Origin of the sequence: Streptosporangium sp. G11, assembly GCF_051192615.1 — a bacterium.
GTDB lineage: Bacteria > Actinomycetota > Actinomycetes > Streptosporangiales > Streptosporangiaceae > Streptosporangium.
Window position 1 is genome coordinate 1 of sequence record NZ_JBPJUQ010000090.1, and the last position, 22,249, is coordinate 22,249.

The 22,249-nt window shown below is 67.9% G+C and carries 23 protein-coding genes and 1 pseudogene; 13 read left to right on the plus strand and 11 right to left on the minus strand.

Translation table 11 applies throughout. From position 1 onward, the window contains the following. From ACSDR0_RS42645 to ACSDR0_RS42660, 4 genes are all read left to right on the plus strand, one after another. Positions 1 to 258 (plus strand): hypothetical protein (locus ACSDR0_RS42645; protein ID WP_435294675.1); only part of this gene is annotated, 258 nt, incomplete at its 5' end. A gap of 323 nt (positions 259 to 581) precedes the next feature. Beyond that, a complete protein-coding gene (locus ACSDR0_RS42650; RefSeq protein ID WP_435294676.1) occupies positions 582 to 1,706 on the plus strand; it encodes a tyrosine-type recombinase/integrase in 1,125 nt (374 codons plus the stop codon). Then, positions 1,703 to 2,038: a helix-turn-helix domain-containing protein gene (locus tag ACSDR0_RS42655; RefSeq protein WP_435294677.1), complete on the plus strand. Its 336-nt coding sequence runs from the start codon at positions 1,703 to 1,705 to the stop codon at positions 2,036 to 2,038. The genes ACSDR0_RS42650 and ACSDR0_RS42655 overlap by 4 nt, the downstream gene beginning before the upstream one ends. Next, positions 2,035 to 3,540, plus strand: a complete 1,506-nt coding sequence (locus ACSDR0_RS42660; RefSeq protein WP_435294678.1) for a hypothetical protein — start codon at positions 2,035 to 2,037, stop codon at positions 3,538 to 3,540. Before ACSDR0_RS42655 ends, ACSDR0_RS42660 begins: the two co-directional genes overlap by 4 nt. Positions 3,541 to 3,612: 72 nt before the next feature. Here the strand turns inward: ACSDR0_RS42660 and ACSDR0_RS42665 are convergent, their stop codons facing one another. The 3 genes and pseudogenes from ACSDR0_RS42665 to ACSDR0_RS42675 all read right to left on the minus strand — a co-directional run bounded on the left by ACSDR0_RS42665 (position 3,613) and on the right by ACSDR0_RS42675 (position 7,117). After that, complete coding sequence (locus ACSDR0_RS42665; RefSeq protein WP_435294679.1) at positions 3,613 to 4,356, minus strand: DUF6461 domain-containing protein; 744 nt, start codon at positions 4,354 to 4,356, stop codon at positions 3,613 to 3,615. 108 nt (positions 4,357 to 4,464) lie between these two features. Further along, positions 4,465 to 5,018 (minus strand): annotated as a pseudogene (locus ACSDR0_RS42670) (DUF4158 domain-containing protein). 116 nt (positions 5,019 to 5,134) lie between these two features. Continuing rightward, positions 5,135 to 7,117 (minus strand): hypothetical protein, encoded by a 1,983-nt coding sequence (locus ACSDR0_RS42675; protein ID WP_435294680.1) that lies wholly within the window; start codon positions 7,115 to 7,117, stop codon positions 5,135 to 5,137. Between the two features lie 176 nt (positions 7,118 to 7,293). Between ACSDR0_RS42675 and ACSDR0_RS42680 the strand changes: the two genes are divergently transcribed. From ACSDR0_RS42680 to ACSDR0_RS42690, 3 genes are all read left to right on the plus strand, one after another. After that, positions 7,294 to 7,482 carry a hypothetical protein gene (locus tag ACSDR0_RS42680; RefSeq protein ID WP_435294681.1) on the plus strand — a complete coding sequence of 63 codons (189 nt, stop codon included), beginning with the start codon at positions 7,294 to 7,296 and terminating at the stop codon, positions 7,480 to 7,482. Between the two features lie 725 nt (positions 7,483 to 8,207). Next, a complete protein-coding gene (locus ACSDR0_RS42685) occupies positions 8,208 to 9,095 on the plus strand; it encodes a CPBP family intramembrane glutamic endopeptidase (protein WP_435294682.1) in 888 nt (295 codons plus the stop codon). 97 nt (positions 9,096 to 9,192) lie between these two features. After that, positions 9,193 to 9,957 (plus strand): MerR family transcriptional regulator, encoded by a 765-nt coding sequence (locus tag ACSDR0_RS42690; RefSeq protein ID WP_435294683.1) that lies wholly within the window; start codon positions 9,193 to 9,195, stop codon positions 9,955 to 9,957. Between the two features lie 494 nt (positions 9,958 to 10,451). Here the strand turns inward: ACSDR0_RS42690 and ACSDR0_RS42695 are convergent, their stop codons facing one another. The 4 genes from ACSDR0_RS42695 to ACSDR0_RS42710 all read right to left on the minus strand — a co-directional run bounded on the left by ACSDR0_RS42695 (position 10,452) and on the right by ACSDR0_RS42710 (position 12,769). Continuing rightward, positions 10,452 to 10,646, minus strand: coding sequence for a hypothetical protein (locus ACSDR0_RS42695; RefSeq protein WP_435294704.1), 195 nt, complete (start codon positions 10,644 to 10,646; stop codon positions 10,452 to 10,454). After that, the gene (locus ACSDR0_RS42700) at positions 10,583 to 11,032 is read right to left on the minus strand and encodes a GPP34 family phosphoprotein (RefSeq protein WP_435294684.1); all 450 of its coding nucleotides are present in this window, start codon (positions 11,030 to 11,032) and stop codon (positions 10,583 to 10,585) included. The genes ACSDR0_RS42695 and ACSDR0_RS42700 overlap by 64 nt, the downstream gene beginning before the upstream one ends. A 379-nt stretch (positions 11,033 to 11,411) precedes the next feature. Next, a complete protein-coding gene (locus tag ACSDR0_RS42705; RefSeq protein WP_435294685.1) occupies positions 11,412 to 11,726 on the minus strand; it encodes a CPBP family intramembrane glutamic endopeptidase in 315 nt (104 codons plus the stop codon). A gap of 104 nt (positions 11,727 to 11,830) precedes the next feature. Further along, positions 11,831 to 12,769, minus strand: a complete 939-nt coding sequence (locus ACSDR0_RS42710; protein ID WP_435294686.1) for an ArsR/SmtB family transcription factor — start codon at positions 12,767 to 12,769, stop codon at positions 11,831 to 11,833. 580 nt (positions 12,770 to 13,349) lie between these two features. Here ACSDR0_RS42710 and ACSDR0_RS42715 point away from each other — a divergent pair. From ACSDR0_RS42715 to ACSDR0_RS42725, 3 genes are all read left to right on the plus strand, one after another. Beyond that, entirely contained in the window at positions 13,350 to 13,784 is a 435-nt protein-coding gene (locus ACSDR0_RS42715; RefSeq protein WP_435294687.1) for a hypothetical protein, read from the plus strand. A gap of 205 nt (positions 13,785 to 13,989) precedes the next feature. Continuing rightward, positions 13,990 to 14,544, plus strand: coding sequence for a hypothetical protein (locus tag ACSDR0_RS42720; RefSeq protein ID WP_435294688.1), 555 nt, complete (start codon positions 13,990 to 13,992; stop codon positions 14,542 to 14,544). Beyond that, on the plus strand, positions 14,541 to 14,861 hold the full coding sequence (locus ACSDR0_RS42725; protein WP_435294689.1) for a hypothetical protein: 321 nt from the start codon (positions 14,541 to 14,543) through the stop codon (positions 14,859 to 14,861). The genes ACSDR0_RS42720 and ACSDR0_RS42725 overlap by 4 nt, the downstream gene beginning before the upstream one ends. A 484-nt stretch (positions 14,862 to 15,345) precedes the next feature. Here ACSDR0_RS42725 and ACSDR0_RS42730 read toward each other — a convergent pair whose 3' ends face one another. The 3 genes from ACSDR0_RS42730 to ACSDR0_RS42740 form a co-directional block, all read right to left on the minus strand. After that, complete coding sequence (locus ACSDR0_RS42730; protein WP_435294690.1) at positions 15,346 to 16,788, minus strand: serine hydrolase domain-containing protein; 1,443 nt, start codon at positions 16,786 to 16,788, stop codon at positions 15,346 to 15,348. Between the two features lie 108 nt (positions 16,789 to 16,896). Continuing rightward, positions 16,897 to 17,559, minus strand: coding sequence for a response regulator (locus ACSDR0_RS42735; protein WP_435294691.1), 663 nt, complete (start codon positions 17,557 to 17,559; stop codon positions 16,897 to 16,899). Next, positions 17,556 to 18,731: a sensor histidine kinase gene (locus tag ACSDR0_RS42740; RefSeq protein ID WP_435294692.1), complete on the minus strand. Its 1,176-nt coding sequence runs from the start codon at positions 18,729 to 18,731 to the stop codon at positions 17,556 to 17,558. The genes ACSDR0_RS42735 and ACSDR0_RS42740 overlap by 4 nt, the downstream gene beginning before the upstream one ends. A 123-nt stretch (positions 18,732 to 18,854) precedes the next feature. Between ACSDR0_RS42740 and ACSDR0_RS42745 the strand changes: the two genes are divergently transcribed. Continuing rightward, entirely contained in the window at positions 18,855 to 19,223 is a 369-nt protein-coding gene (locus tag ACSDR0_RS42745; RefSeq protein WP_435294693.1) for a hypothetical protein, read from the plus strand. A 24-nt stretch (positions 19,224 to 19,247) separates the two neighbouring features. On the opposite strand, the gene ACSDR0_RS42750 is transcribed toward ACSDR0_RS42745, so the two are convergent. Then, complete coding sequence (locus ACSDR0_RS42750; RefSeq protein WP_435294694.1) at positions 19,248 to 19,973, minus strand: GntR family transcriptional regulator; 726 nt, start codon at positions 19,971 to 19,973, stop codon at positions 19,248 to 19,250. Between the two features lie 122 nt (positions 19,974 to 20,095). On the opposite strand from ACSDR0_RS42750, the gene ACSDR0_RS42755 reads away from it, so the two are divergent. Together ACSDR0_RS42755 and ACSDR0_RS42760 are read left to right on the plus strand one after the other, a co-directional pair. Then, complete coding sequence (locus ACSDR0_RS42755) at positions 20,096 to 21,373, plus strand: ABC transporter substrate-binding protein (RefSeq protein WP_435294695.1); 1,278 nt, start codon at positions 20,096 to 20,098, stop codon at positions 21,371 to 21,373. After that, complete coding sequence (locus ACSDR0_RS42760; RefSeq protein WP_435294696.1) at positions 21,370 to 22,221, plus strand: carbohydrate ABC transporter permease; 852 nt, start codon at positions 21,370 to 21,372, stop codon at positions 22,219 to 22,221. Before ACSDR0_RS42755 ends, ACSDR0_RS42760 begins: the two co-directional genes overlap by 4 nt. Positions 22,222 to 22,249: the final 28 nt, after the last annotated feature.

Below are 22,249 nucleotides of genomic sequence, written 5' to 3' on the forward strand. Positions count from 1 at the left end.
TGTAAGGTGCAAATCAACCCGAAGGCCGTCGGACGCAAGAGCGACTTATGGCCACAATCCATACCTAAACGCCCTCTCAGAGATCAGGTGTCCACCAAACCGGGGCAACTCCAGCACTTCAACGCCAGCACCAGCGCGAAGCACGACTCCGGGCTGCCGGTGCGCTTTTCGGCCCAGGCCACCTCTTCCGACGACGGCGTAAAGAACACATGCAGCACCCGTGCCGATGTCGGGGACGAACGGCTGGCCGAGCCGTAGCCAGGGATTATTGTCGCTGGTCAGGGCGAAGGCTCTGACCAAACCCACCCCTTAGCGCTAATGACTGTTCCATTGTTCCAACTGCCGCCAATTGCGTCTGATGCGAATTCGCGACTCTTTGCAGATCGTCGCTGAAGGATAGGTGGCCAACTGGGCCGACCAGCGACGGTAGAGCACAGGCGACAGCGATGACGATAGCGACTGGAGGGATGTGGTCGTCCACTGATTCGAGTTTCTACTTGAATGACCTGCGGGTCGCCATGCGACTCGCATACGATGCGACTTTCTCGCATCTGATGCGAGTGGCGGAGGGTGGTGAGCGCATGGGGACGGACGGGTCGATACCGGGAGCAGCCAGGCTGCATCTCATCGACGGGATCACACTGCTCAGGCCCGAGGAGCAGGTCTTCACCGCGATGCTGACGGGGTTCGCCAACCAGCAGTTGGCGCGGAACCTGGCCCGCTCCACCGTGGAGGGACGGGAGAACACCGTGAAGGCGTTCGCCGCCTACGTCAACGCCTACCCGTGGCAGTGGAGGCCCGCCATGGTGGACGAATGGCTCGGTGACCTGCGCTCCCTGCGCGAGCTGAAGCGCTCGACCATCCGCTCCTACTCCGAGGCGGTCCGCGCGTTTTGCCACTTCGTCACCGATCCCCTCTACGAGTGGGCCGCGACGTGTGAAGAGCGGTTCGGAACCCATCCCATCCAGATCGTGCACGAGTGGAACACCGCGGTCCACGTTCAAGAACACGAAGCCGACGCGGCCAAGCGGGCGTTCACCAAGGCCGAGTTGCACGCCTTCTTCGCCCACTGCGATGACGAGGTCGCCCGCATCCGGGCTTTCGGCCGTAAGGGCTGGTTACCGGCCTTCCGGGATGCCACCTTGTTCAAGACCGCCTACTCCTATGGGCTGCGCCGTAACGAGGCACGGATGCTGGACGCGGCCGACTTCGGCCGCAACCCGCACGGCACGGAGTTCGGCGAGTACGGACGCTGTCACGTCCGGTACGGCAAGGCCAAGAAGGGCTCACCACCCAAACGCCGCACCGCCTTAACGGTATGGGAGTGGACCCCCGACATTCTGGAAGAGTGGTTCACCGAGGTCCGCCCGCTGTTCGGCACCGACAACAACCCTGCGGCCTGGCCGTCGGAGCGCGGGCTGCGGATCGGCTGCCAGCGGCTCAACTCCCGCTTCATCGCCTACCGCCAGGCCCTGGGTCTGGATGAGGGCTTGGACTTCCACTCCTTTCGCCGCTCCTACGTCACCCACCTGATCGAGGACGGCTGGGACCCGCGCTTCGTCCAGGAGCAGGTCGGGCACGAGCACGCCAGCACCACCGCGATCTACACCTGCGTCAGCTCCGACTTCCGCACCCGCACCCTGCGCCGGCACCTGGACGCCACCATCGCCGCCGCACTCCAGGCCCAGACGGGAGGAGAATCATGAAACGCAAGGTCGGCTACACCTGGAAGCTGCGCGAGATCATGGCCGATCGGCGCGTCTTCACAGCCACCGAGCTGGTGCCACTCCTGCGCGAGCGCGGCATCGACCTGTCGGCCTCCCAAGTTCACCGTCTGGTCTCCGGAACTCCTGAGCGCTTGTCGCTGCAGGTGATGTCCGCGCTCTGCGACATCCTCTCCTGCACCCCGGCCGACCTGGTCGCCACCACGGCCGAGAATGCCGGCGTCCGCAAGACCGCCACTGGCGACCTGCCCACTTTGCCTGTCGGAGTTGAGAAGCTCCGGCCGCGCCCGGCTCGCATCCTCCCTGACGCATGACCCGCACCTACGCTAACGACGAGCAATATGAGCGGTGGTATGCCGAGTGCTGCCGCTGCGGTCGCTGCGGACCCAAATCCGGACGTTGGCCGGACGGCTACATCTGCCGGAACTGCGCCGATCGAGCGCTTCGCACCCGGGGCACCTGTCCCGAATGCAGCCAGGACCGCACTCTTCCCGGACGTCGATGCGGCGACGGCGTCGCAGTCTGCACCACCTGCGCGGGCTTCTCTCAGACCTTTGATTGCTCGCGCTGCGGGTTCGAGGGCAAACTTCTGGGCGGGCGACTCTGCGAACGCTGCACCCTCAGCGACCGGCTCACTGTTGTCCTCGACGATAGCACCGGCCGCATCCGCCCGGAGCTGACCCCCTTGTTCGACCTGCTCGTGGCGATGGAACGGCCCGCTAGCGGGCTGGCCTGGTTGGCGATGCGGCCCGGCCATCTAGGAAACGCATCGGCTCTTCTGCAACGGCTCGCTCGCGGGCAGATCCCCCTCACCCACGACGCCTTCCACGAGCTCCAGCCCTGGCGGACCATCGCTCACCTGGAAGAACTCCTCGTGACCAGCAACGTCCTGCCCGCCGCCGACAAGTACATCTGCTCCTTCCAACGCTGGCTCCCCGGCCACCTGGCCAGCATCGCCAACCCTGAGCACGTCAAGACGATCCGGCTGTTCGCGACCTGGCGCGTTCTTCCCGCCCTCCGGAAACGCGCCGAACGAAGCAACATCACGCCCAGTGTTCGCCGCAACGCCGCCGATCAGATCAAATACGCGACGGCGTTCCTCATCTGGCTCGACAAGTGCGACCGCACCCTCGCCTCTTGCCGCCAGAGCGACATCGACGCCTGGTATGCCGAGAACACCGAATACACTCGCGCCCAGGTACGAACTTTCCTCACCTGGGCCATGCAGAGCCGTCAGTGCTCACGATCACTGTCACTGCCTGCGGGAAAGATCTCGCGCCAGGCTCCTATGACCGAGGACGAGCGTTTGGCTGCCCTCCGCCACCTGCTGCTCGATGCCGATGTTCCCCCGCTTCTGCGTGTCGCCGGCATTATCGTGCTCCTCTACGCACAGCCCCTCACCCGGGTCGTCCAGCTCACCGTCGACGACCTGCTCCGCGACGGAGAAGCCGTGTTCCTGCGTCTTGGGGATCCGCCCTCACCCGTCCCCGAGCCGATCGCGTCCCTGCTGCTGAACTACATCGCGACTCGCGACAACATGAACACCGCCACCAACCGCGCCTCTCGCTGGCTGTTCCCTGGCCGCCGATCGGGCCAGCCCTGCCGGCCCGACCATCTGTCCGCGCTCCTCAGAGAGATCGGTATCCCAGTGGCCGCCGCCTGCGGCGCCGCCATCCGGCAGCAGCTCCTTGAGATGCCCGCCCCCGTCGTCGCCGATGCCCTTGGCTACCACGACAAGACCACCGCCCGACTCCTTCGAGAAGGTGGCGGAGGCTGGAACCGCTACGCCGCCGGGGAACACGGAACGTCACCATAAAGCCTCTTAGGAAGACCACTTACGACAGCTGAATAGACGAGCCCGCCAGTCAGTACCGCAGGCCCATGGGGATTACTCGGCGCCATGATCAGACTCAGAGCCGCCTGCCGCTTTCAGTTGCTCGAGTAAAACGCCGAGGCTCTTCCCGGGCTGAGACTCTTGTGACGGTGACAGGTCGGCGATCGCGCCCACCAGGAGCGGCCCGTCCAGCAGGTCGGCGGTGAACGTCACGCCGGTGAGGCGGGCCGCCATCGCGAACATCCGCGCGAGGCCATGTCCGGGAAGGTCGTCGTAGCGTTGGTCCCAGTCCTCATCTGAGCCCTCCTCGATAGGCAGGCCGAATTCGCGCATAAGGTCGGCCAGCCGGTCGGTGTCGGCGCCGGAGCGACGCTCGGAAAAAGTCGGGTCAAAAGCCGTGAGCATCATGCCGTCCGCGGCGTAATGAAAGTAGTCGCAGGCATAGTCATGCCGCAGGACGGACACCACGTCGGTGCCGGCCGACAGCCGCTCCAGCGTCGGGTTGTCCGTCCCCGACCAGCCAAACGGCTCCACCGCCGCGCACCCATCGTCGGTCGCGACCACTCCGACATAACCACCTCCCTCACCACCCTCGGTCACCATCGTGAAGTCGGAGACCGCCAGCTCCAGATCGGCGAAGCTCATCTGCGTGCTCGTACGGGCGCCGAACCGGCGCAGCACCTCGGCCGGGTCGAGCCCACGCACCAGGGTCACGCAATAGATCTCGCCGAGCAGGTCGCCCCGATCACCGTACGGCGGTTGCAGCCAGCGGAACGGCGTCAGCGCATCGATGGTCATGTCGCGATCTTGGCAGGCCCTACCGACATAGTCAGGCCCACTTCGCCCTTCCGCGCGCACCTGCTGCCTGAGAGCTCGGCTTGTTACCGCCGACATCACCGAAAGTCACTACCACGGCCTTCGGCATCGAGAACTCGCGATAGTCGAATAGGTGACTCCACCAGTACCGAGGCCGGGACCCTCGCCCGTGGTGAACGCCCGCGCCGCGATCCACTGCGCCAGGTCCGCTTCAACTTCGGCGAAGTCGACCCACCCGCCCACCTCCTCGATCTCCCCGGCATGACTGCGCGCGGTTCCATCACGCTGCCCGTACAACTTGATACAGGACGCGTCGGCGATTCCCAGCTGCTGGGCGAGATACGCCCAGGAACCTGCCGTGGATCGGGTAGAAACCGCCGCAGGAACCGGGCGACACCCAGCTGGACGGCGAAGCCGAGCCTGTTGTGATCTCTGCGCTTGCCCTCGATCGCCTCTCGGTCAGCGTCATCCAGGAAGAAGTACTTCTCCAGTTCCGTGTGTGTGGGCGCCCCCTGAAACGAGGCGAATCCAGTCGCTTGCTCATCCGACAAGAACTCGACCGGCACCGCGAACCTCCACCAGGTCTGCGACAAGACCTCCGAAGGTTCTGGCAACGATCGCTGACCGGTCAAACCAGGGATCACCAGGGATCACCAGGACAAACGCTTAGCGCACGATCCGGTTCCGATGTTCCTCAGACCCCTAGATCACCCTGTCAGTGGCTGCTGAGAGGGCGTCAAGGTGGCCGCTTCTGGTCGCGTTATTGGCGGGAGAGTGCGCGAGTGAGGCCTGCCAGGATGGTCGTTGCGAGGGTCCACCCTGCAGTGATCATCGCCGCGGCGAGCCACTGTTGTGCGCCGCGCGGGCCGAAGGCGCTCTCCTGTCCGAAGCTGATGATCGGGAGGAGCAGGTCCAGGGTGTAGAGGAAGGCGTTGAAGGGGGGAGCCTCGCCTGGCTTGAAGGCCGGTGGCTGGTGAGCGGTGAAAACGACCGTGCCGATAAGGAGAAGGGCTGCGAGCCAGAGCGCAGCGCGGAAGGGTCGGTAGCCGTACCCGACGGTCCAGTCCTGCACATATCCCCACAGCCGCGCCCCGAGCCGCCGCCCCGACCGGCGGCGACGCTGCTTGGCCAGCAGCACGTCCCGAGCAGCCTCATCGTGACCCTGCCGGCGGTAGACGGCGGCCAACTGCTCATAGGGTTGAGGTTGGTAGGCCTCCTTTGCCAGCCAGTCAAGTCGCTCCTGGACAGGCAGGGGAGCCTCCAGGCCGTCATAGGTGAAGCCGTTCATCAGGACGTGAGCAGGCCACCGGCTGGGAGCGTCATCGAGCACGCCGACCCGACTGTGGCGAAGGTCGACGGCCCGCAGCAGTTCCGTCTGGGGCCCGATCTTCAGCGAAGCCGCTTCCACACCACGAAGGTGAAGGTCACCGTCGATGGTGGTCTCCGCAAGACACAGTGTGGCGGCGATCCGGGAGTTTCTGATCGAGAGGTCTCCCGTGGCCGTGAAGCCTTCGCAGCAGTCGATGCCCCCGCCCGCGATCACCTCCCACAGGGACAGAACCCGCCCGCCGGGATTACTGAGGGCGGCACCGTGAAACTCCAAGCTGCCCTCGATTCGGGCGTTGATGAGCACGATCTCCCCGTCGGCACGGAAGCCTTCGCTGCAGCTGAGCCTGCCGGTGACCCCCAGCCGACGCAGGGAAAGCGCCGTCGCACCCGGGTTGGACAACGTCCCGCCGTCGAGGTTGACCGATCCGCGGACCTGGGTGGAGTCCAGAAAGACCTCTCCGTTCGCCACAAAACCTGGTGTGAGCCGCAGTCCGCTGCCGATCTCCATCAGCGGCGCGTTCAGCGCGCGTCTTCCCGGATTGGCGAGGCTCGCCTGCGCGAAACGGAGCGAACCGGCCACGCGGGCTCCGCGCAGAAGGACTTCACCTTCGGCCGTGAAGCCGTCATCGATGCGCAGCCCGCCCTCGACACTGAGTCTCTCCGCGTTCAGGGCGATGCCGTCCGGGTTGGACAGCTGGGCTCCGCTGAAGACGCACCGGCGCCCTATCCGGGCGTCCTGCACGCTCAGCTCCCCCCAGGAGCGGAAACCGCGGGCACACGACAACCCGCCGTCGATGACGACCCCCTCGGCGGTGAGGCTGAAGCCGCCTGACCGCCCGACCCGTGCGCCATCGAGGGTCATCATCCCGCCGATCCTGGCGCCAACAACGCGTAACTCACCGTCGATGACGGCGTTCGCGCACAGAAGATCACGGTCGACGATCAGGCCGTCGGCCTGGACGGCCTGAAGTGCGTGGATCGCTGCGCCGCTGAGATTCAGTGTCCCGGACACGTGAGCCCCGGCGAGCTGGATCGGGCCGGCCATCTCGCAGCCTTCCAGGCGCAGTGCCCCGCCGATCACAGCGTCTACGGCCTGCAGTCCGGGTGCCCGGGAGGCCGCGAGGTCCACCAGGCCGGTGCGGGCTCCGGTGAAGACCGGCGCTTCCTCGAACTCGCACCTGGTCAAGATCAGAGGGTGTTGTACCTCGGCGTACGACAGGTCCAACCGGCCCGCGATCCGGGCTCCGGACAGGTGTATGCCGGGCGTCTGCCCTGCAAGGCGTTCCCGGGCGCCGAGCAGCATCCTTGCGATGATCGCAGCCCGAACGGGGGTGCCGGGAAGATCCACAGGACGCGCTGAGGGAAACGCCTCCCAGAGGGCGAGTTCCGGCTCGGACAGATCCTCGATGATCACAGGGCACTCCTGGAAGGTCGCACGCGTCGGTAAGGAGAGCCTCCAAGGTCACCACCTGTCTTAGCAACCTTCATGCCCGGCCCATCCCTTGGATCGCAAAGAAGCTGTACGACAAAATCGAGGGACCGCGGGGGCAGCTTGATGAGGACCTGATCGTTGATCTTCACGAAGCGCGCATGCTGGGCAACGACAGCGTGCACGACGGGCTGACCTACTCCCCGGAGGAAGTCGCCAACGTAGCCGAGCTGATCGTGGAGATGACACAGACGCTCTACATCGAACCGGCGAAGAAGGCGGCGATGCGTGAAGCTCGCAAGCAGCGCCGGGAGGCGCACAAGAACGGCGAGAGTCCTGCGGATTCCTGATCAGAAGTAACATCCACCGTTCTGATGCGGGTCAGCGAGGTTTGCGGCGTGCGGCGGGGTCGGCGTCGGCGGTGACTTGGGCGGAGGTCTGTTCGCCAAGTTGGACGTAGCGTCCGAGACTGGCGAGGTGCTGGTGGCGGGATTTGGCCTGGAGCTCGGGGGCGGTACGGCCGTCGGCAGCCAGGTGCTGAAGTGCGCTGTGCCGCAGTTGGTGGAGCGTCCATTGTTCCCCGAGGCCGTTGGACGGCGGCGATCACAGCCGCGGCTGCGCGGTCGCATCGGGGGCCGGGGCGGCCTCACCGGCCGCTTGCGTGGCCTCGATACCGGCTCCGACGCACTCCTGCCGCCGCACCGGTTGCGCTGTGACGGCCCGCACGGCCGGGCTGTACCGGCCGACGTCGGTGATCAGCACCCCAAGCGGGCATCCGATGATGCGCAGGCGGGGCGCGGCGCCTTTCCTCGCCCCGGTTCCGAGAACCGGGTGTTCGCTGATTCACGACGCGTCACCGTGCACTCGCCGCCGGGGTGGCCCGAATCGTCGTGGCCCGGCCGGGACGCATTCGTCTGGACGACTTGAGTGTGCCCCCAGGGCATGGTGTTCGCTCATGAGCGTGGCAACCGATTCAAACCCGAGAGGAACCTTCCCGATGGATGTGCCAGGATCCGACGATCTCCGAGACACGACGAGTCGCCCGAACCCTGTGGCCTCGAGCAACCCCGGCCACTTGACGCAGGAGCGCTCCCGGCCGGCCGTCGACGACTCCCGGCCGTTCGGCGCGCACCTCCGCATGAGCCGGTGGAAGCCGCTCGTGGTCATCATCGTGCCGTCGCTGGTGATGCTGATCCTGCAGATCCTGCTCTACCAGATCGTCGGCGTCGTCGAGGGCAGCGACGACCCGATGGCGGCCACCTTCACGCCGTTGAAGTTCCTGGCCGTCAACCTGAGCGTGGGCGCGGCGGGCGCGCTGGCGATCCTGCTCCTGGCGTGGACGGCGAAGGTGCCGTGGCGCAGCCTGATCAGCTCACCGCGGGCGTTCGACGCGCGCCGCTTGACGCGGTACCTTCTCGGCGCGGCGCCGCTGGTGGGCGCCGGGATCGGCGTCGTGGCGCTGGTCGCCCCCGACGCTCCGGGCTGGACCGCCTTCGGTGTGAGCGCCACGACGATCGCCATGCTGGTGATCACCCTCCTGACCACTCCGATACAGGCCGTCGGGGAGGAGCTGATGTTCCGAAGCGCCGCGCTGCCCGCCGCCGCATCCTGGGTGCGTGCGGTTCGCCCGGCTCTGGTCGTCGGGCTCGCGGTCTCCAGCCTGGCCTTCGCCGTGGTCCACGGGTCGACCGACCCCTGGCTGTTCGGCTACTACGTCGTGATCGGCGTCTGCACCGGGCTGATGGCGATCATCAGCAGGGGCGTCGAGGCACCGGTCGCGTTCCACGTCGCCAACAACGTCCTGGCGACGACCGTCAACACGCTGATGGCGGACGGCGAGGCATTCCCCCTCGACCGGTCCACCGACTCCGGCGACGCGTCCCTGCTGATCCTCGCCGCCGTCAACGTCGGCATGGTCGTCCTCGTCTGGCTGCGCGAGCGGCGAGTACGGGCCACGGGCTAGCCGTCGCGGACGGTCCCGATTTGACCCTGTGTCGATGCCGACGTCTACTGAGAGGCGTCGCCGGACGTGCGGTGCCGCATGAGGGGGCGAGCAACCCATGACCTGGAGCACTCGCGAGCTGGCCGAACTCGCGGAAACCACGGTGAAGACGGTGCGCTACTACCACGAAATCGGCCTGCTCGACGAGCCTGACCGCGAGCCCAACGGCTACAAGCGATACGAGGTCCACCACCTGACGCGGCTGCTGCAGATCAAGCGACTGACCGGGCTGGGCGTGCCGCTCGCACAGGTGGCCGCGATGGGAACGGACAGCGACAGTCAAGCCTCGATCTTCCGAACCATCGACGCCGAGCTCGAGGCGACAGTGGAGCGACTCCAGAAGATCCGGCAGGTGCTGGCCACCCTGTCCGAGCCGGGCGCGTCAGCGGACGTGCCGACCGGGTTCAGCGGTGTCGCGGAGCACCTGCGCGACAACGATCGCGCCCTTCTCACGATCTACGCCCACCTGTTCTCGGACGAGTCGATGGACGCCGTACGGCGGACCCTGGAGGCACGCCCCAACCTCGCGCTCGACGAGGAGTTCCGCGACCTCCCCGAGGACGCCGACGACACCACGAGGCAGGCCCTCGCCGAGCAGATCGCACCGTTCATCGACGGCGCGACCACCGATCACTCGGTCACGTTGGAGCCCAAGGCCTCCGCACCGCGGCAGGTCCGAGCGGCCAGAACCGCCCTCGGCCATGCCCTCGAAGCCCTCTACAACCGCGCTCAGATCGACGTGCTACGCCGGGCACAGATGATCAGCACAGCCGGCGGCGACGCGCGCTCAGTGTCGCGTGACGGGGTTGATGGAGGGGAGTAACACCCGGAAGGAATCTCCCTGAGATGCGGCACGGCGTAAGTACCCGGCCACTCGCCGCGAGCGGCGGTCGCAGGGCGGTCAGCAGTTCGACCGTGCCCGGCTGATTGATCCGTGCGATCTTCCTTAGGCGGCCGGGACCGGGTGAGGGGCCGATCCCGGCGGCGAGGACCGCGCCGTCGAGTACGCCACCGGACCGTTCGAGCACTCCGGTCGCCGCTGCCAGGCGGCCTTCCGGTGTCCCGAGGTCGGCGACGATGCCGGCGTCGTGCAGATCCACCTCGATCACGGAGTGTCCGGCGGCACGGAGTCGCCCGGTCACCGCGGCGCCGATCCCTGATGCCGAACCCGTCACCGCGTAGCTGCTCGTTCGGATCCCCGTTCCCGCCGAACTCGTCGATTCGCCGTGTCGAGGCTTCGGGGTGTTCTCGGCGGCGGGGGGAATCGGGCTGGAAGCCATCCTCGGACGATCGTCGGAGATCGGCGCGGGGCGTTCCTTAGTTCTGGGGGAGCACGGTCACCGCGACGATGACGTTGCCGACGATGGTTGCGGTGACGGTGCGCGCGACCGCTTCGGCGGCGGCTCCGGCTCCCCAGTTGCCCCGCTCGAACTCCTTGGCGCGGGTGATCACGGGGGAGATCCATGGGATCTCGGGGTGGAACCGGGGAAGCGTCCCGCTTCCCGAGAGCAGTGCCGCGAGCGCGGCGACACGAGGCTGAGGTTCCGCGTCCTCCCGATCGCCGCGAGCACCGTCTGCACGCCTCGGGGCTTCTCGGAGAGATAGTCCCAGGTGGAGCGGAGAATGTCATCCGACGGCGGGTGATCCTCGACGGCCCGCACCCGCGTCGTCCCGCCCCGGCCGGAACCGGTTCGCACGTGATCGCCGAGCCCGAAATCCGCGAGCACCGCTCCCGCGAGGGTGCAGAAGAGCGTGTTCTCACCTGCGATGGTCCCTGTGCCCGGCTGGAACAGGAGGAGCAGGAGATCCTCCGCCAGGGTCGGGGCCCCGAGCCGTTTCGCCTCGTCGGGCGTCTCGGCCTTGCCGCCGACGAAGGGTTGTTCAGGCTGCTGAGTCATCGGTCCTGTCTTTCGGTGGGAAGTGTGCCGGCTTCGTGACGTGGGTTCGCCGCAGGCGCGCGAAGGCCGGTACGGCCGTGAGCACGGTCCAGAGCGGTGTCGTGGTCATGGTCGCCCGGAGAACGATCGCCGCCACCTGCCGCAGCGGGACCCACTCTCGCGGCGTGCCGGAAGCGACGAGCATGGCGGACGTTGATCGAGGTGGAATCGCCAGGGGCCCGAGGGGGCTCGCGCCGGGCACGCCGGACCGGACCGGGTACCTCCGGAAGCGCTGACGTCCCTTCGACCAGGGCTTGGGCTCCGCAGGCGTCGGGGGTTGCGGAACATCGCAACGAAAAGTAGCGCTGAAGGCACGTGGTCATGCTCCTCGGCGTGACGATCAGCCGGGCCCGGTGTTTCCGGTGATCAGTACGAACAGCGGCAGGCCCGTGTTGTTGACGACGTGGACGGCCACCGCGGGCCAGATCGACCCGCTGCGGCGCATCGTCTCGGCGGCGATGACGCCCACCACGAGCGCAGTGGACATGGCGATGTTGATGCCGTGGAAGAGGGCGAAGACCATCGAGCTGGACAGGACGCCGACGACGGGCCCGTAGCGCAGCAGGGCGTTGGTGACGACACCGCGGAAGAGGAACTCTCCGCCGATGGGGGTGAGGACGGCCAGGAAGGCGCGACCAGCGCCAGTTGGAGTCACCCAAATAACGAAGGCCGCGAGCGAACTGCTATGCCGAGCAGTGAGGACGCAGGATCTCGAACTGGCGAGCGCCGGGGCCGGCGCTCGCGGGCGTCAGGCCGGCGTCAGGAAATCGGGCGGGGTGTGTCGTGCCGGTCAAGAAGGGCCAGACCAGTCTGAGTGGGGTGGTGCAGAACGCTGCTGTGATGCCTGCGCGTCGTGATCAGGCCCGCCTCACGCAGCACGGCGGTGTGCTGGCTGATCGCCGCCGATGAGATGTCCAGGCTACGGGCCAGGGCGCCGGTGGTGGTCAGGCCATCGGCGATGGCGGTGAGCACCGACGCGCGGGTACGCCCGAGGAGGTTGGCCAGCGCCCGCTGCGCCGGGCCGCCCATCCAGATGCCCGCTGCGTGGTCGACGCCGAGGGCGGCAGGGAAGATCAGGGTATAGTCGGCGGGATTGCCCGGCTCGTACATCACCCCTGGAAAGCGCAGGAAGAACGACGGCACCAGCAGCAGCCCCCGCCCATCGAGGACGAAGTCGTCGTCGAACTGGTCGCCGGCATCGATATGGAGGGTCGGCGGCGACCACCGGATGCGCGGATGCAGATTGGACAGCAGACCGTCGACACCGCGGTCGAGCAGGATCGTGCCGCGCTGGGCGCGCTCGGCGTCGAGGTGCGCGCGAATGCGCCGCCAATGCGGGCCGACAGCGGCATGGTGGTACGCCTCCACCGTGGACAGCACCTCCCGCCGGGCGGCGAGGGTGTCGACGAGCCCGGCCAGCGCGGCCGGCACCCGGCCGTGGTGGCCGGCGTAGAAGTCCAGTTCTGCCCGGACGGCCTGCCGGGGGCTGGCCAGGAAGGTCTCGGCGCTCTCGGCCAGGTCGCGACCTGGCCCTGCGAGCAGGGCCAGATCGAAGCTCGGCAGTCGCGCGGGGGTGATGGCGGCCAGGACGGCGAACCGCGAGTCAACGCCGCCGCGTACCCGGCGCCGCCACGCACCGAACTTTGTCTCCTCTGCCCGCCCGCGTAGTGCGTACAGGCTGAACAGGGTCTCGGCCATGGGACCCAACGTCGGTGCCACCCGCACCCGCGTCAGATCGTCGGCGGTGAAGTGAATCCTGTGCATCCGCTTCCCCACATTCGCGTCGGAATCGCCGTCACAGCATGCCGCCACACGGTCACACAAGGCCCTGAGCGGCACAGTTAAGCCAGGACTTACAAGCCTCGCGGCGCGTGGTTTCTTCCTGCGACAGTGAGCGGGCCGCCTTTCCGGAGAGAAAGGAAGAAACGAGCCAACATGACGGCCCGAAAACCCCGCCAAGTCCTCGCCGTACTGAGTGCGCCAAGCCGACGGCTCCCGCTCAGCGGGTGATCGGTGAAGGCAGTCCCGAAAGACTTGATCTACCGATACGGCCCCTGTGCGGAGTCGCCGTTGTGGGACAAGACGTCGACGCCCCGTATGGCAACGCCGGCGCATGATCAAACCGTTGGAGCAGGGAGAAACAATGAGTGCAACCCATCAAACATCGGACCGCGGACGCCCACCTGGTGGAGTTCCGCCAAGGTTTCGCCGTCTCGGTGGAACCGCCACCCATGCTGCAGCCCTAAGGCTCGAATCAGCCGCACCCGAGCATCAAAGGATGACGATGAATCTAAAGAAACTTCTCATTCTCATAGGCGTATTCCTCGCCCTGACCGCGTCCGTTTCGGCACCTGCCGCCGCTGACGCGGGAACGACCGCGTACAACTCCAAGACCCAGTACCTTTCCCAATGGCCGCTAGACAACTGGGACAACTCGTGCGTGGAGCGTCGGATCTACCTGGCCGCCGGCAACTATGACTGGGAGCAGTTCTGGCGCGACTCGGTGACGCCGCTGCGGACGAATCTCTACCTGGGCGCCGGCTGGTACACCTGGACCGACTGTTTGGATCCCAGGAACAACTACTACGACCACACCACTTCGCTGAACCCCGACAACCCCAACTGGGAGACGGTGGTCGGCGAGGTCGTGTGGCAGATCAACAGCTCTGGCGAATACACATGGGGCTCGTTCCTTGAGCCGAAGTCCTTCTAGTCAAGCCTGAAGGAGTCATCGGACGCGAGCCCGATTGTCGGTTTCCGAAGTCGAGTGCACGGATGAGCGAAGTGCTCTGCACGCCCCAGTGGGCGTGCAGAGCACTCGGTGGTGATGCACGGCCTAGCGGTGGACGTGCTCTGTGGTCGGGTTCGCCGTTCGGGCGAACGGCGTCGCGGACGTTCTGACGGGCGGATCCGATGGAGTGGCCGGCGTCGACGAGCTGACAGTGGTGGAGGGTCGCACCGGGCACGGCAGCGCGGCGGAGTTCGTGCGCCGGGCCAAGGCCCGCGGGGTGTGGGTGCGGCCCCGGTTCGCCACCGGCGGCAGCGACCAGGTCGTCGGCTACTCCGCCGCGCTGCGCCCCGCCGACGGGCAGGCGCCGGTGTGGTTCGGCGGCGGCAAGCTCGCCGCGGACCTGACCCTGCCGCGACTACGCCAGCAGTGGGACGTCGTCGACGAGAGCCAGGCGCTCGCCGAGTGGCGGCGCTCCTCCGAGGTCGCGGGCCCGCCCGGCCACCGTCGCCGAGGCCCGCCCCCAGCTGGCCGCCATCACCGAGGAGATCGGCCTGCGCGCCGCGATGCCCGCCGAGCGCGTCGCCCAGGAGCGCACCGAACGCGCCCAGGCCCAGCAGGCCGCCCGGCCATCTACTGCTCGAAGTCGTGCCGCAACCGCGCCTGGGAGGTGCGCTCGGCCGAGGCCCGGCTCAGCGTGACATCGCCGCCGGCACCGCGCGCAGCGAGCCGGTACGCGAGGTGATCCGCCAGACCGTCGTGCAGACCCGCCCCGCTCCCCCGCCGATCGCGCCGTCTCACACCGAGCAGAGCGCACCGGCCGCGTCGACAGCGGCGCCGCCGACGACCGCGTCCGGGTGGACGGCGCTGCTGCAGGAGCTCACCGAGCAGCTACGCGAGGGCGAGCTGAGCTGCCAGCACTGGCACCACGAGAAGCTGTATCGGCGCCTGGTCGACGTCCCGGCCGCGCTCGGCGAGGCCTACCCCGGCGGCATGGGAGCACCTGCAGCGCAACGCCGACCGCCGCTCGCGATGACCGCGCCGCGCCACCGTGTCCGGTGAACGACACCCACGCCACGGGAGAGTCGCCGAATTCTCCCCCGCATCGACGACGTCGACGCGCCCGAGGCAGCTGCAGCAGCACCGCCTCCGAAGGCAAGTCACTGACCTGCACCGCGTCAGCAAGATAGGCAACCAGGGGCCCTGATCACGGATCGCACCGGCAGGTCCGGGCAGGCCGCCGTCGCGCGCGTCTTTGCGTAAGCCGCTCAGAGCCAGCCCTGTCTGTAGCCGATGAGTCTTTAGTCCATTGTAAATGATCTTGAAATCGACCGAGCGCCTTTACAATGTAGATTTATTGCAGGATTTCGGTCCTCTGACATCCCTCCCGAGTGTTCGGTAACTCATCCGTGCCGACATGTCGCGCGAGACGTCCGAGCTGCGGCCGAGCACAGGCAGAACCACTGGGCCGAGAACGACGGACTCTGACCGGAAACGCCTCATGAATCCTCAGTCCTTGGCGGCTCCGGCCAGGTTCCCGCCCCGGTCAGCTGTCCGCCGTGGCCGGCCGTACCGGTGCGAAGGTCGCCTGACCGGCGCGGCGGAAGTACCAGAGGCGACGGCCGAGTGCGACCGCCCCGAGCACGCAGCAGGTGAGGCAGAAGAGCGCCAGCAGCGGCAGCAGCCAGGCGGTGACGATCCAGTACTGGAAGTTGAACGCCCCCCAGATCAGCGTCGGCAGCACCGCGCCCAGCACCGTCACCAAGGCAAGCGGCACGAGCCGCAGAACCAGCCTCGGCCGGCGTGCCGCGCGGCGTCGCGAGGCCCAGCGGCGCGCTCGGACGGACGCGGTGACCAGCAGTGCGGCCATCCCCACCGTGAGCCCGAGCAGGACCGCGTTCACGACGGTGAGCGGGTTGCTCATCGGCGTTGCCGGTGCCCCGATCCGTTCGGCGAGGAGGTTGGTCGAGAGCAGGCTGGGATCGCCGCCGCTGTTGGTGAGGACGAGGGCGGCCACACCGGTCTTGGGCGAGAAGACCATGTCCCCGGTCCACGTCGCCAGTGTTCCGCCGTGGCCGATCACCGACGGCGGGGCGTCTGCTGCGACGGGACGGGCCCGCCAGCCGAGGGCGTAGTCGCCGGCTTTCGGCTGGACGGTGTGCAACTCGGCCAGGGAGCCGGCACTCAGCAGGTCCGCACCGAGGCTTCCCTGGTTGAGCCTCAGCCACCGCACCATGTCGTCCAGAGTCGAGATCACCCCGCCGTTGCCGACGCAGATCCCCGGCATCTCCGGTGCCGCGACGGCGCCCCCGAGAACGACCTCGTACCCGGACGGCAGGCCCTCGGCACTATCGGAACACCCCAGCGTCGAGCTGGTGCCGGTCATGCCCAGCGGCGTGAACAGTTCGGTGTGGAGGAAGGCGTCGAAGGACTTCCCCGACACCACCTCGACGATCCTCGCCGCGATCGAGTAGTTGGTGTTGTGGTACTCCGAGCGGGTGCCCGGATCGGCGGCCATGGTCTTGTCGTCCAGCCTGGCCACGACTTCCTGCGCGCTGCGCGGAGGCGGGAACACGTACTCGTTGTTCGTGCTGTTCGACAGCCCCGAGGTGTGGCTGAGGATCTGGCGCACGGTGATCCCGGTGAAGCGGGGATCGGCCATCCTGAAGTCGGGCAGGACCTTGACGACCGGGTCGTCCAGGGAGATGCGGTCACGGTCGACCAGCAGCATGATCGCCGCAGCCGTCATCGACTTGCTCATCGACGCGATCCGGAACCGTGTCCGCGCCGTCACCGCGTTGCCGTCCCCGTCCCGGCCGCGGACGATCGTCTCGACCGACGCCCCGTCGATCACGGCCGCCGCGACACCCGGCGTGCCGTAGACGGAGCGGTAGTCGTCGACCAGTCGTTCGCCGCCGGCATGGGCCGGCGCTGTCCAGCCGAGCAGCAGGGCGACGAGCACACCGCCGAGGACGAGGAGGGAGGTCACGCGAGGAAAGCGGAGATGTAGGAAATGCACGACGTCGAACCTAGGCCGGGCGTCGCCAGCCGACATCACCCTAAGGGGTGAGACGGGACCACCCGGCAGGATGGAATCTCAGCCAGGCAGTTCGCCGCGACCGACGAGCCCGTTCTCGTACGCGTGGATCACCGCGTGCACGCGGTCGCGCAGGTCCAGTTTCTGCAGGACGGCCCGGACGTGCGACTTCACCGTGTTCTCGCTCAGCACCAGTTCCGCGCAGATCTCGCTGTTGGACCTGCCGCGGGCGAGCAGGCCGAAGATCTCGACCTCGCGTGGGGTAAGGCCGTCCAGGGCTGCCGTCCTCCGCATCGGCACCTGCCGTACGAGATCGAGGATCGTCGCGGCCACCCCCGGGGCCAGTGCCGACGTCCCGGAGGCGACGTCACACACGGCCTGGGCCAGGGCGGCGGGCCGGACGTCCTTGGTCAGGTAGCCGCTCGCGCCGGCCCGGATGGCAGCCACGACCAGTTCGTCATCATCGAACGTCGTCAGCATGAGCACCCGGGTCGCCGGCGCGATCCTGACGATCTCCGCCGTGGCGGCGACCCCGTCCATGCGCGGCATGCGGATGTCCATCAGTACCACGTCGAGGCGGTGCCGCCGGACGACCTCGATCGCGTCGCTGCCGTTCGCGACGTCGTGGGTGACCTCGATGCGTTCGTCGGCCGACAGCACCGTACGGAGCGAGGCCCGCAGCAACTCCTGATCGTCGACGAGCATGGCACGGATCCCGGTCATGCCCCCTCCTTCGTGGGGAGCCGCGCCCGCAGCACCCACCCGTCGTCCCCGTCGTCGATCGACAGGGTGCCGCCTGCGGTACGCACACGTTCCTCGATTCCTATCAGGCCGGTCCCCTGGCTGCCGACGTCGCGAAGCGTCTTGCCGCCGTCGTCGCGCACCTCCACCACCATCTCGGCCGGGGTCCAGCGCAGGCGAACGGTCACCTCGACCGGTGGTTCGAGGTGGCGCAGCGCGTTGGTGATGCCCTCCTGCACGGTACGGACGGCCGCGACCTCGGCACTCAGACTGAGTGGCCGTCGCTCACCCACCTCCGCGAATGTCACCGCATGGAGCGGGCTCGCCGCCGAGGCCACGAGGTCAGGGAGGGCATCGAGCGAGATCGGGACCTCTCTGGGCCGGGAATCGGCGCGCGGTGCCACGGTGGCCGGGCCCAAGGTGGCCAGCATCGCTCGCAGACCTTGGTGGGCGTCCCGGCCGGCCTCGGCGATGGCGCCGAGTTCGCGGCGGGTCGCCGGATCCGCCGTCGTCACCGCCGCGGCCTCGATCCGCGCGACCATGACGGTGACCGTGTGGGCGATCACGTCGTGCAGGTCGCGGCGGATGCTGGCCCGTTCGTCCGCGACCGCCGCGGCCAGTCGTTCGCTCTCGGCTCGTCGGCCGGCCTCGTGCCTGCGGCGTACCAGCAGGGCCGCAAGCCACACACCGCCGACCACGAGCATCAGCAGCCCGCCCTCGACCAGGCGGGTCCACCCAGGGATGTCAGGGGGCAGCCGGGCCCACACCACCAGCTCGGTGAGGACGATCCCGAGCGCGGCGACGGCCAACGCAACCACCGAGGACCTGACCGAGACCCGGGTGGTCAGCCGCCACAACGTGAGGGGGAAGCACACAGCCGAGGGCAGCATGCTCGGTGACCAACCCAGGGAGGGCATCGTCACCAGGACGAGCATTGCCAGCGCGCCGATCGCGTACCCCACCCACGGCCGTCGATGGGCCACCACCGCTCCCACATGGAGCAGGACGACAGCACCCGCCGCGGCGAAGATCTGCCACAGGTCCGCGCCGAGGTGCCGGACGCCCGCCAGGATGAGCACCGTCAGGAGAGCCAGGACCACGTGCGCCATCACCGTCGTCGCCGGCCATGTGCTCCGGCGCTGGGAGGTTGTCACGGTCGTCGCCTTCCGGTGGGCTCGTGGCGGGGAGCCGTGCCTGGCTCGACGTGCCACAGGATAGCCAGCAGCGGGCAGGCCGATCCTGGCGCCCCACCACGAACCCGCCGGCGAAGCCTGTCGATGAGCTGCCTCATCGAACGCCGAGCCGTCGAAGCGGCCGCCGTCGCCGGGACGCTCGGCGCGCTCCTGGGGAGCCTGCCCGCCGACCGGGGACTGCTCGGCGGCATCCTGACCGGCACAGCCGCCGGCGGAATGCTCCTCCCCCTCCGGCTGCCGGCACCGAGCGTCACGGTGAGCGTTTCCGACCGCAGCGCTGACCACCGACAGGGTGTCTACGATCATCTCCCCTGCGAGGGGCGCTATGGGTCGTGGCGCACCGGGGCTGGTGACACGCTCGTCAACGGCACCCCAGGCATGCGACGGCGGCCCTGTCCACCACCTGCTTTTGGCCCTGACCCGGGCACGATCCAGGACCACGCCCGCAGCTGAGCGTCGATGCGACCGGGCCCACAGTCAGCGGTGCTGGAAAGTGGTCCGCAGCCGATAACGCTCGCCGCTGTAGCGCACCGTGGACAGCAGGACCGGCCGCTGGTCGCGTCCGTAGATCGTCTGGTCCAAAACCAGCACAGAAGCCTGCGGCTCGATCTCGAGGTGGAGGGCAAGCCGCTCGTCGGCGTCCCTGGCCTCAATGATCGCTTCGGACCGGTCGAGGTACACCCCACGTTCCCTGAGCGCCTCGAACAGTGAAGACCGCGCGAAGTCGATGTCGTCCAGGCCCGGTAGCGCCGAGGTGACGACCAGAGTGTGATCCACGGCGATGCGCACATCGTTGAGGAGCCTGATGCGCTCCAGTTCCAACAGCAGGCTGCCGGCCGGGATGTCGAGGCGCTCGGCCTCGTCCAGGGTCGCCGGCCGCACCTCCCGAGTGAGTACGACGGAGCTGGGCCGCATGTTCTTGCGGCGCGCCGTCACCGTGAAGGACTCCAGGTCCTTGGGCCAGTCGCGGGCCACGACCGGCGCGGCGACAAACCAGCCGCGGCCGTGGGAGGCGGTCACGACCCCTTGCTCGACCAGGTGCGTGAGCGCTTTCCTGAGCGTGACCCGGGAGACGTCGAGCCGGACGCAGAGCTCGCGCTCGGGCGGCAGCTTCGCCCCCGCACGCAGACCGCGGTGCTCGATCTCGCCGACGATCAGGTCGGCGGTCTGCGACCACAACGGGTCCGGGCCGGTGTCTCGCACGAATCACCCTCCTTGATCATGTACGACCATACCATCGCTACGACATCAAGATACCAATGCGTACCACTATTGACCAATTACATACCACCGGTTACCTTTGCCCGAAAACCACAGGAGGACCCATGGGCAAGCTCAAGCTCGGTGTGGCAGGCGTCGCCGCTCTGGCGCTGGTGACCGCGTGCGGCGGCGGCCAGGTGCCGTCGCAGGAGCAGGCGACGACCGCGCTCACCCTGCAGACCAACTGGACCAGTGGCGGCGCCGAGAGCGTCCCGCTGAAGAAGGCGCTGGCCGACTTCACCGCCAAGACCGGGATCCAGGTCAAGGTGCTGGAGAACGGTGACGACCTCAACCAGGTCTACGAGACCTCCCTGCTGGCCGGCCAGGAGGCCGACGTGCTACTGGTGGGGCTGCTGGAAAAGCAGCTGGACTGGGTGAAGAACGGCGCGGTCGTGCCCGCCGAGGAGTACGTGCAGGCTTGGGGGCTGGGCGAGGCGATCCCCGCCGAGTCGCTGGCCGACTGGAAGGATCCCGAAGGGCACCTGCGCGGCCTGCCGTACGCGGGATTCACCTGGCCCTGGTGGTACAACAAGACCCTGTTCGACAAGCACGGCATCGCCCTGCCGCAGACCACCGAAGACCTCTTCGCCGCGGGGAAGAAGCTGCGCGCGCAGGGCGTGGGCGGCGTGGCCATCGGCGGCAACGACTGGTCCGGGCAGAAGGTCTTCATGCAGTACCTGGAGACCTACCTCGACGCGCCCTCGGCCAAGAAGATCTTCGCCGAGGGCGGCACCTGCGCCAGCCCGGACGCCATGAAGGGCATCGAGCTGTTCGTCCGGACGCGTGAGGCCGGGGTCTTCGTCGACGGCGTCGAGGGTTTGACCGCCGACCAGGCCACCGCCCTCTACCAGGAGGGCAAGGCGGCGATCGCGCCCATCGGCTCGTGGTCCTTCTCCAGCACGGACGAGGCGCTGGCCAAGGGCACCGTGCTGGGTGGCATGCCCGTCGCCGCGGGCGGCACCTACGCCAGGCCCAACGCCTTCCGCGGCTCCACCTCGGCCGGATGGTGGATCAGCCCCAACGGCAAGAAGAAGATCGACACCGTCAAGCAGCTGATCCAGTACATGTACTCGCCCGAGGTGCTGGACCACATGGCCACCGACGGCGGCGTGGTGATGGCGACCAACACCACCGTGGACCCGGCCAAGCTCGGCTCCCCGCTCCTGCGGCAGTCCTACACGACCTTCTCCAAGAGCGTGGACTTCGCCGTCATGCCCGACCTCTACGTCCCGGCCAATGTCGGCAACCCGCTCTACCGGGCGACCTCGATCGCCTACAGCAAGGGCAACGACGCCAAGAAGATCTGCGCCGCGGTCGACGAGGTCTACCGGGCGGCGCAGTGAGGAAGCTCGGGTTCACGCTGCCCGCGCTGGCCTGGTTCCTGGTCTTCACGGTCGGCCCGCTGGCCAGCCTGTTCTACTTCTCGCTCACCGACTGGCGCGGGTTGATCGCGCCGCGCACCTTCGTCGGCGGGCGGAACTTCGAGCGGCTGGTCGGCGACCCGGTCGTCCACCAGGCCGTGATCAACACGCTGGTGCAACTGGTGGTCTCGCTGCCCATCGTGATCGGCGGGGCCTTCATGATCGCCTACTATCTGTCGCTGCGGCCGCGCGGGCACCGCTTCATCAGGGCGGTGATGTTCACCCCCGTCCTGCTGTCCGCGCCCGCGCTGGCGATGGTCTTCGTGGGCGTCTTCGCACCCTCCGGCCTGGTCAACGGCTTCCTCGGCATGCTCGGCCTGGACGGGGCGATCAAGCCGTGGCTGGCGGACAGCTCAACCGCTTCCGTCGCCATCATGGTGGTCATCGTCTGGTCGTCGATGTCGGTCTCGGCCGTCATGCTCGCCGCACGGCTCAACAACGTCCCGTCCGAGGTGTTCGAGGCCGCCTCGCTCGACGGCTGCGGCCACTGGCGGCGCATGTGGTCGATCGCCTGGCCGATGTGCCGCGACTTCGTCGGCGTGGTGACCATGCTCCAGTTCCTGTGGACGCTGTTCTCCTCCGCCGCGGTCGTGCTGCTGCTGACCCGCGGCGGGCCGGGCACCACCACGGTGAACCTGTCCTTCCTGGTCTACGACTACGCCTTCAACCAGTCGAAGGTCGGCTACAGCCAAGCCGTCGCGGTGATGCTGTTCGCGGTCGGTGTGCTTGGCCTCATCGGCATCCGCCGGCTGTTCCGGCAGAACTACTGAAAGTCCGGCAGGACTACGGAAAGGAGGA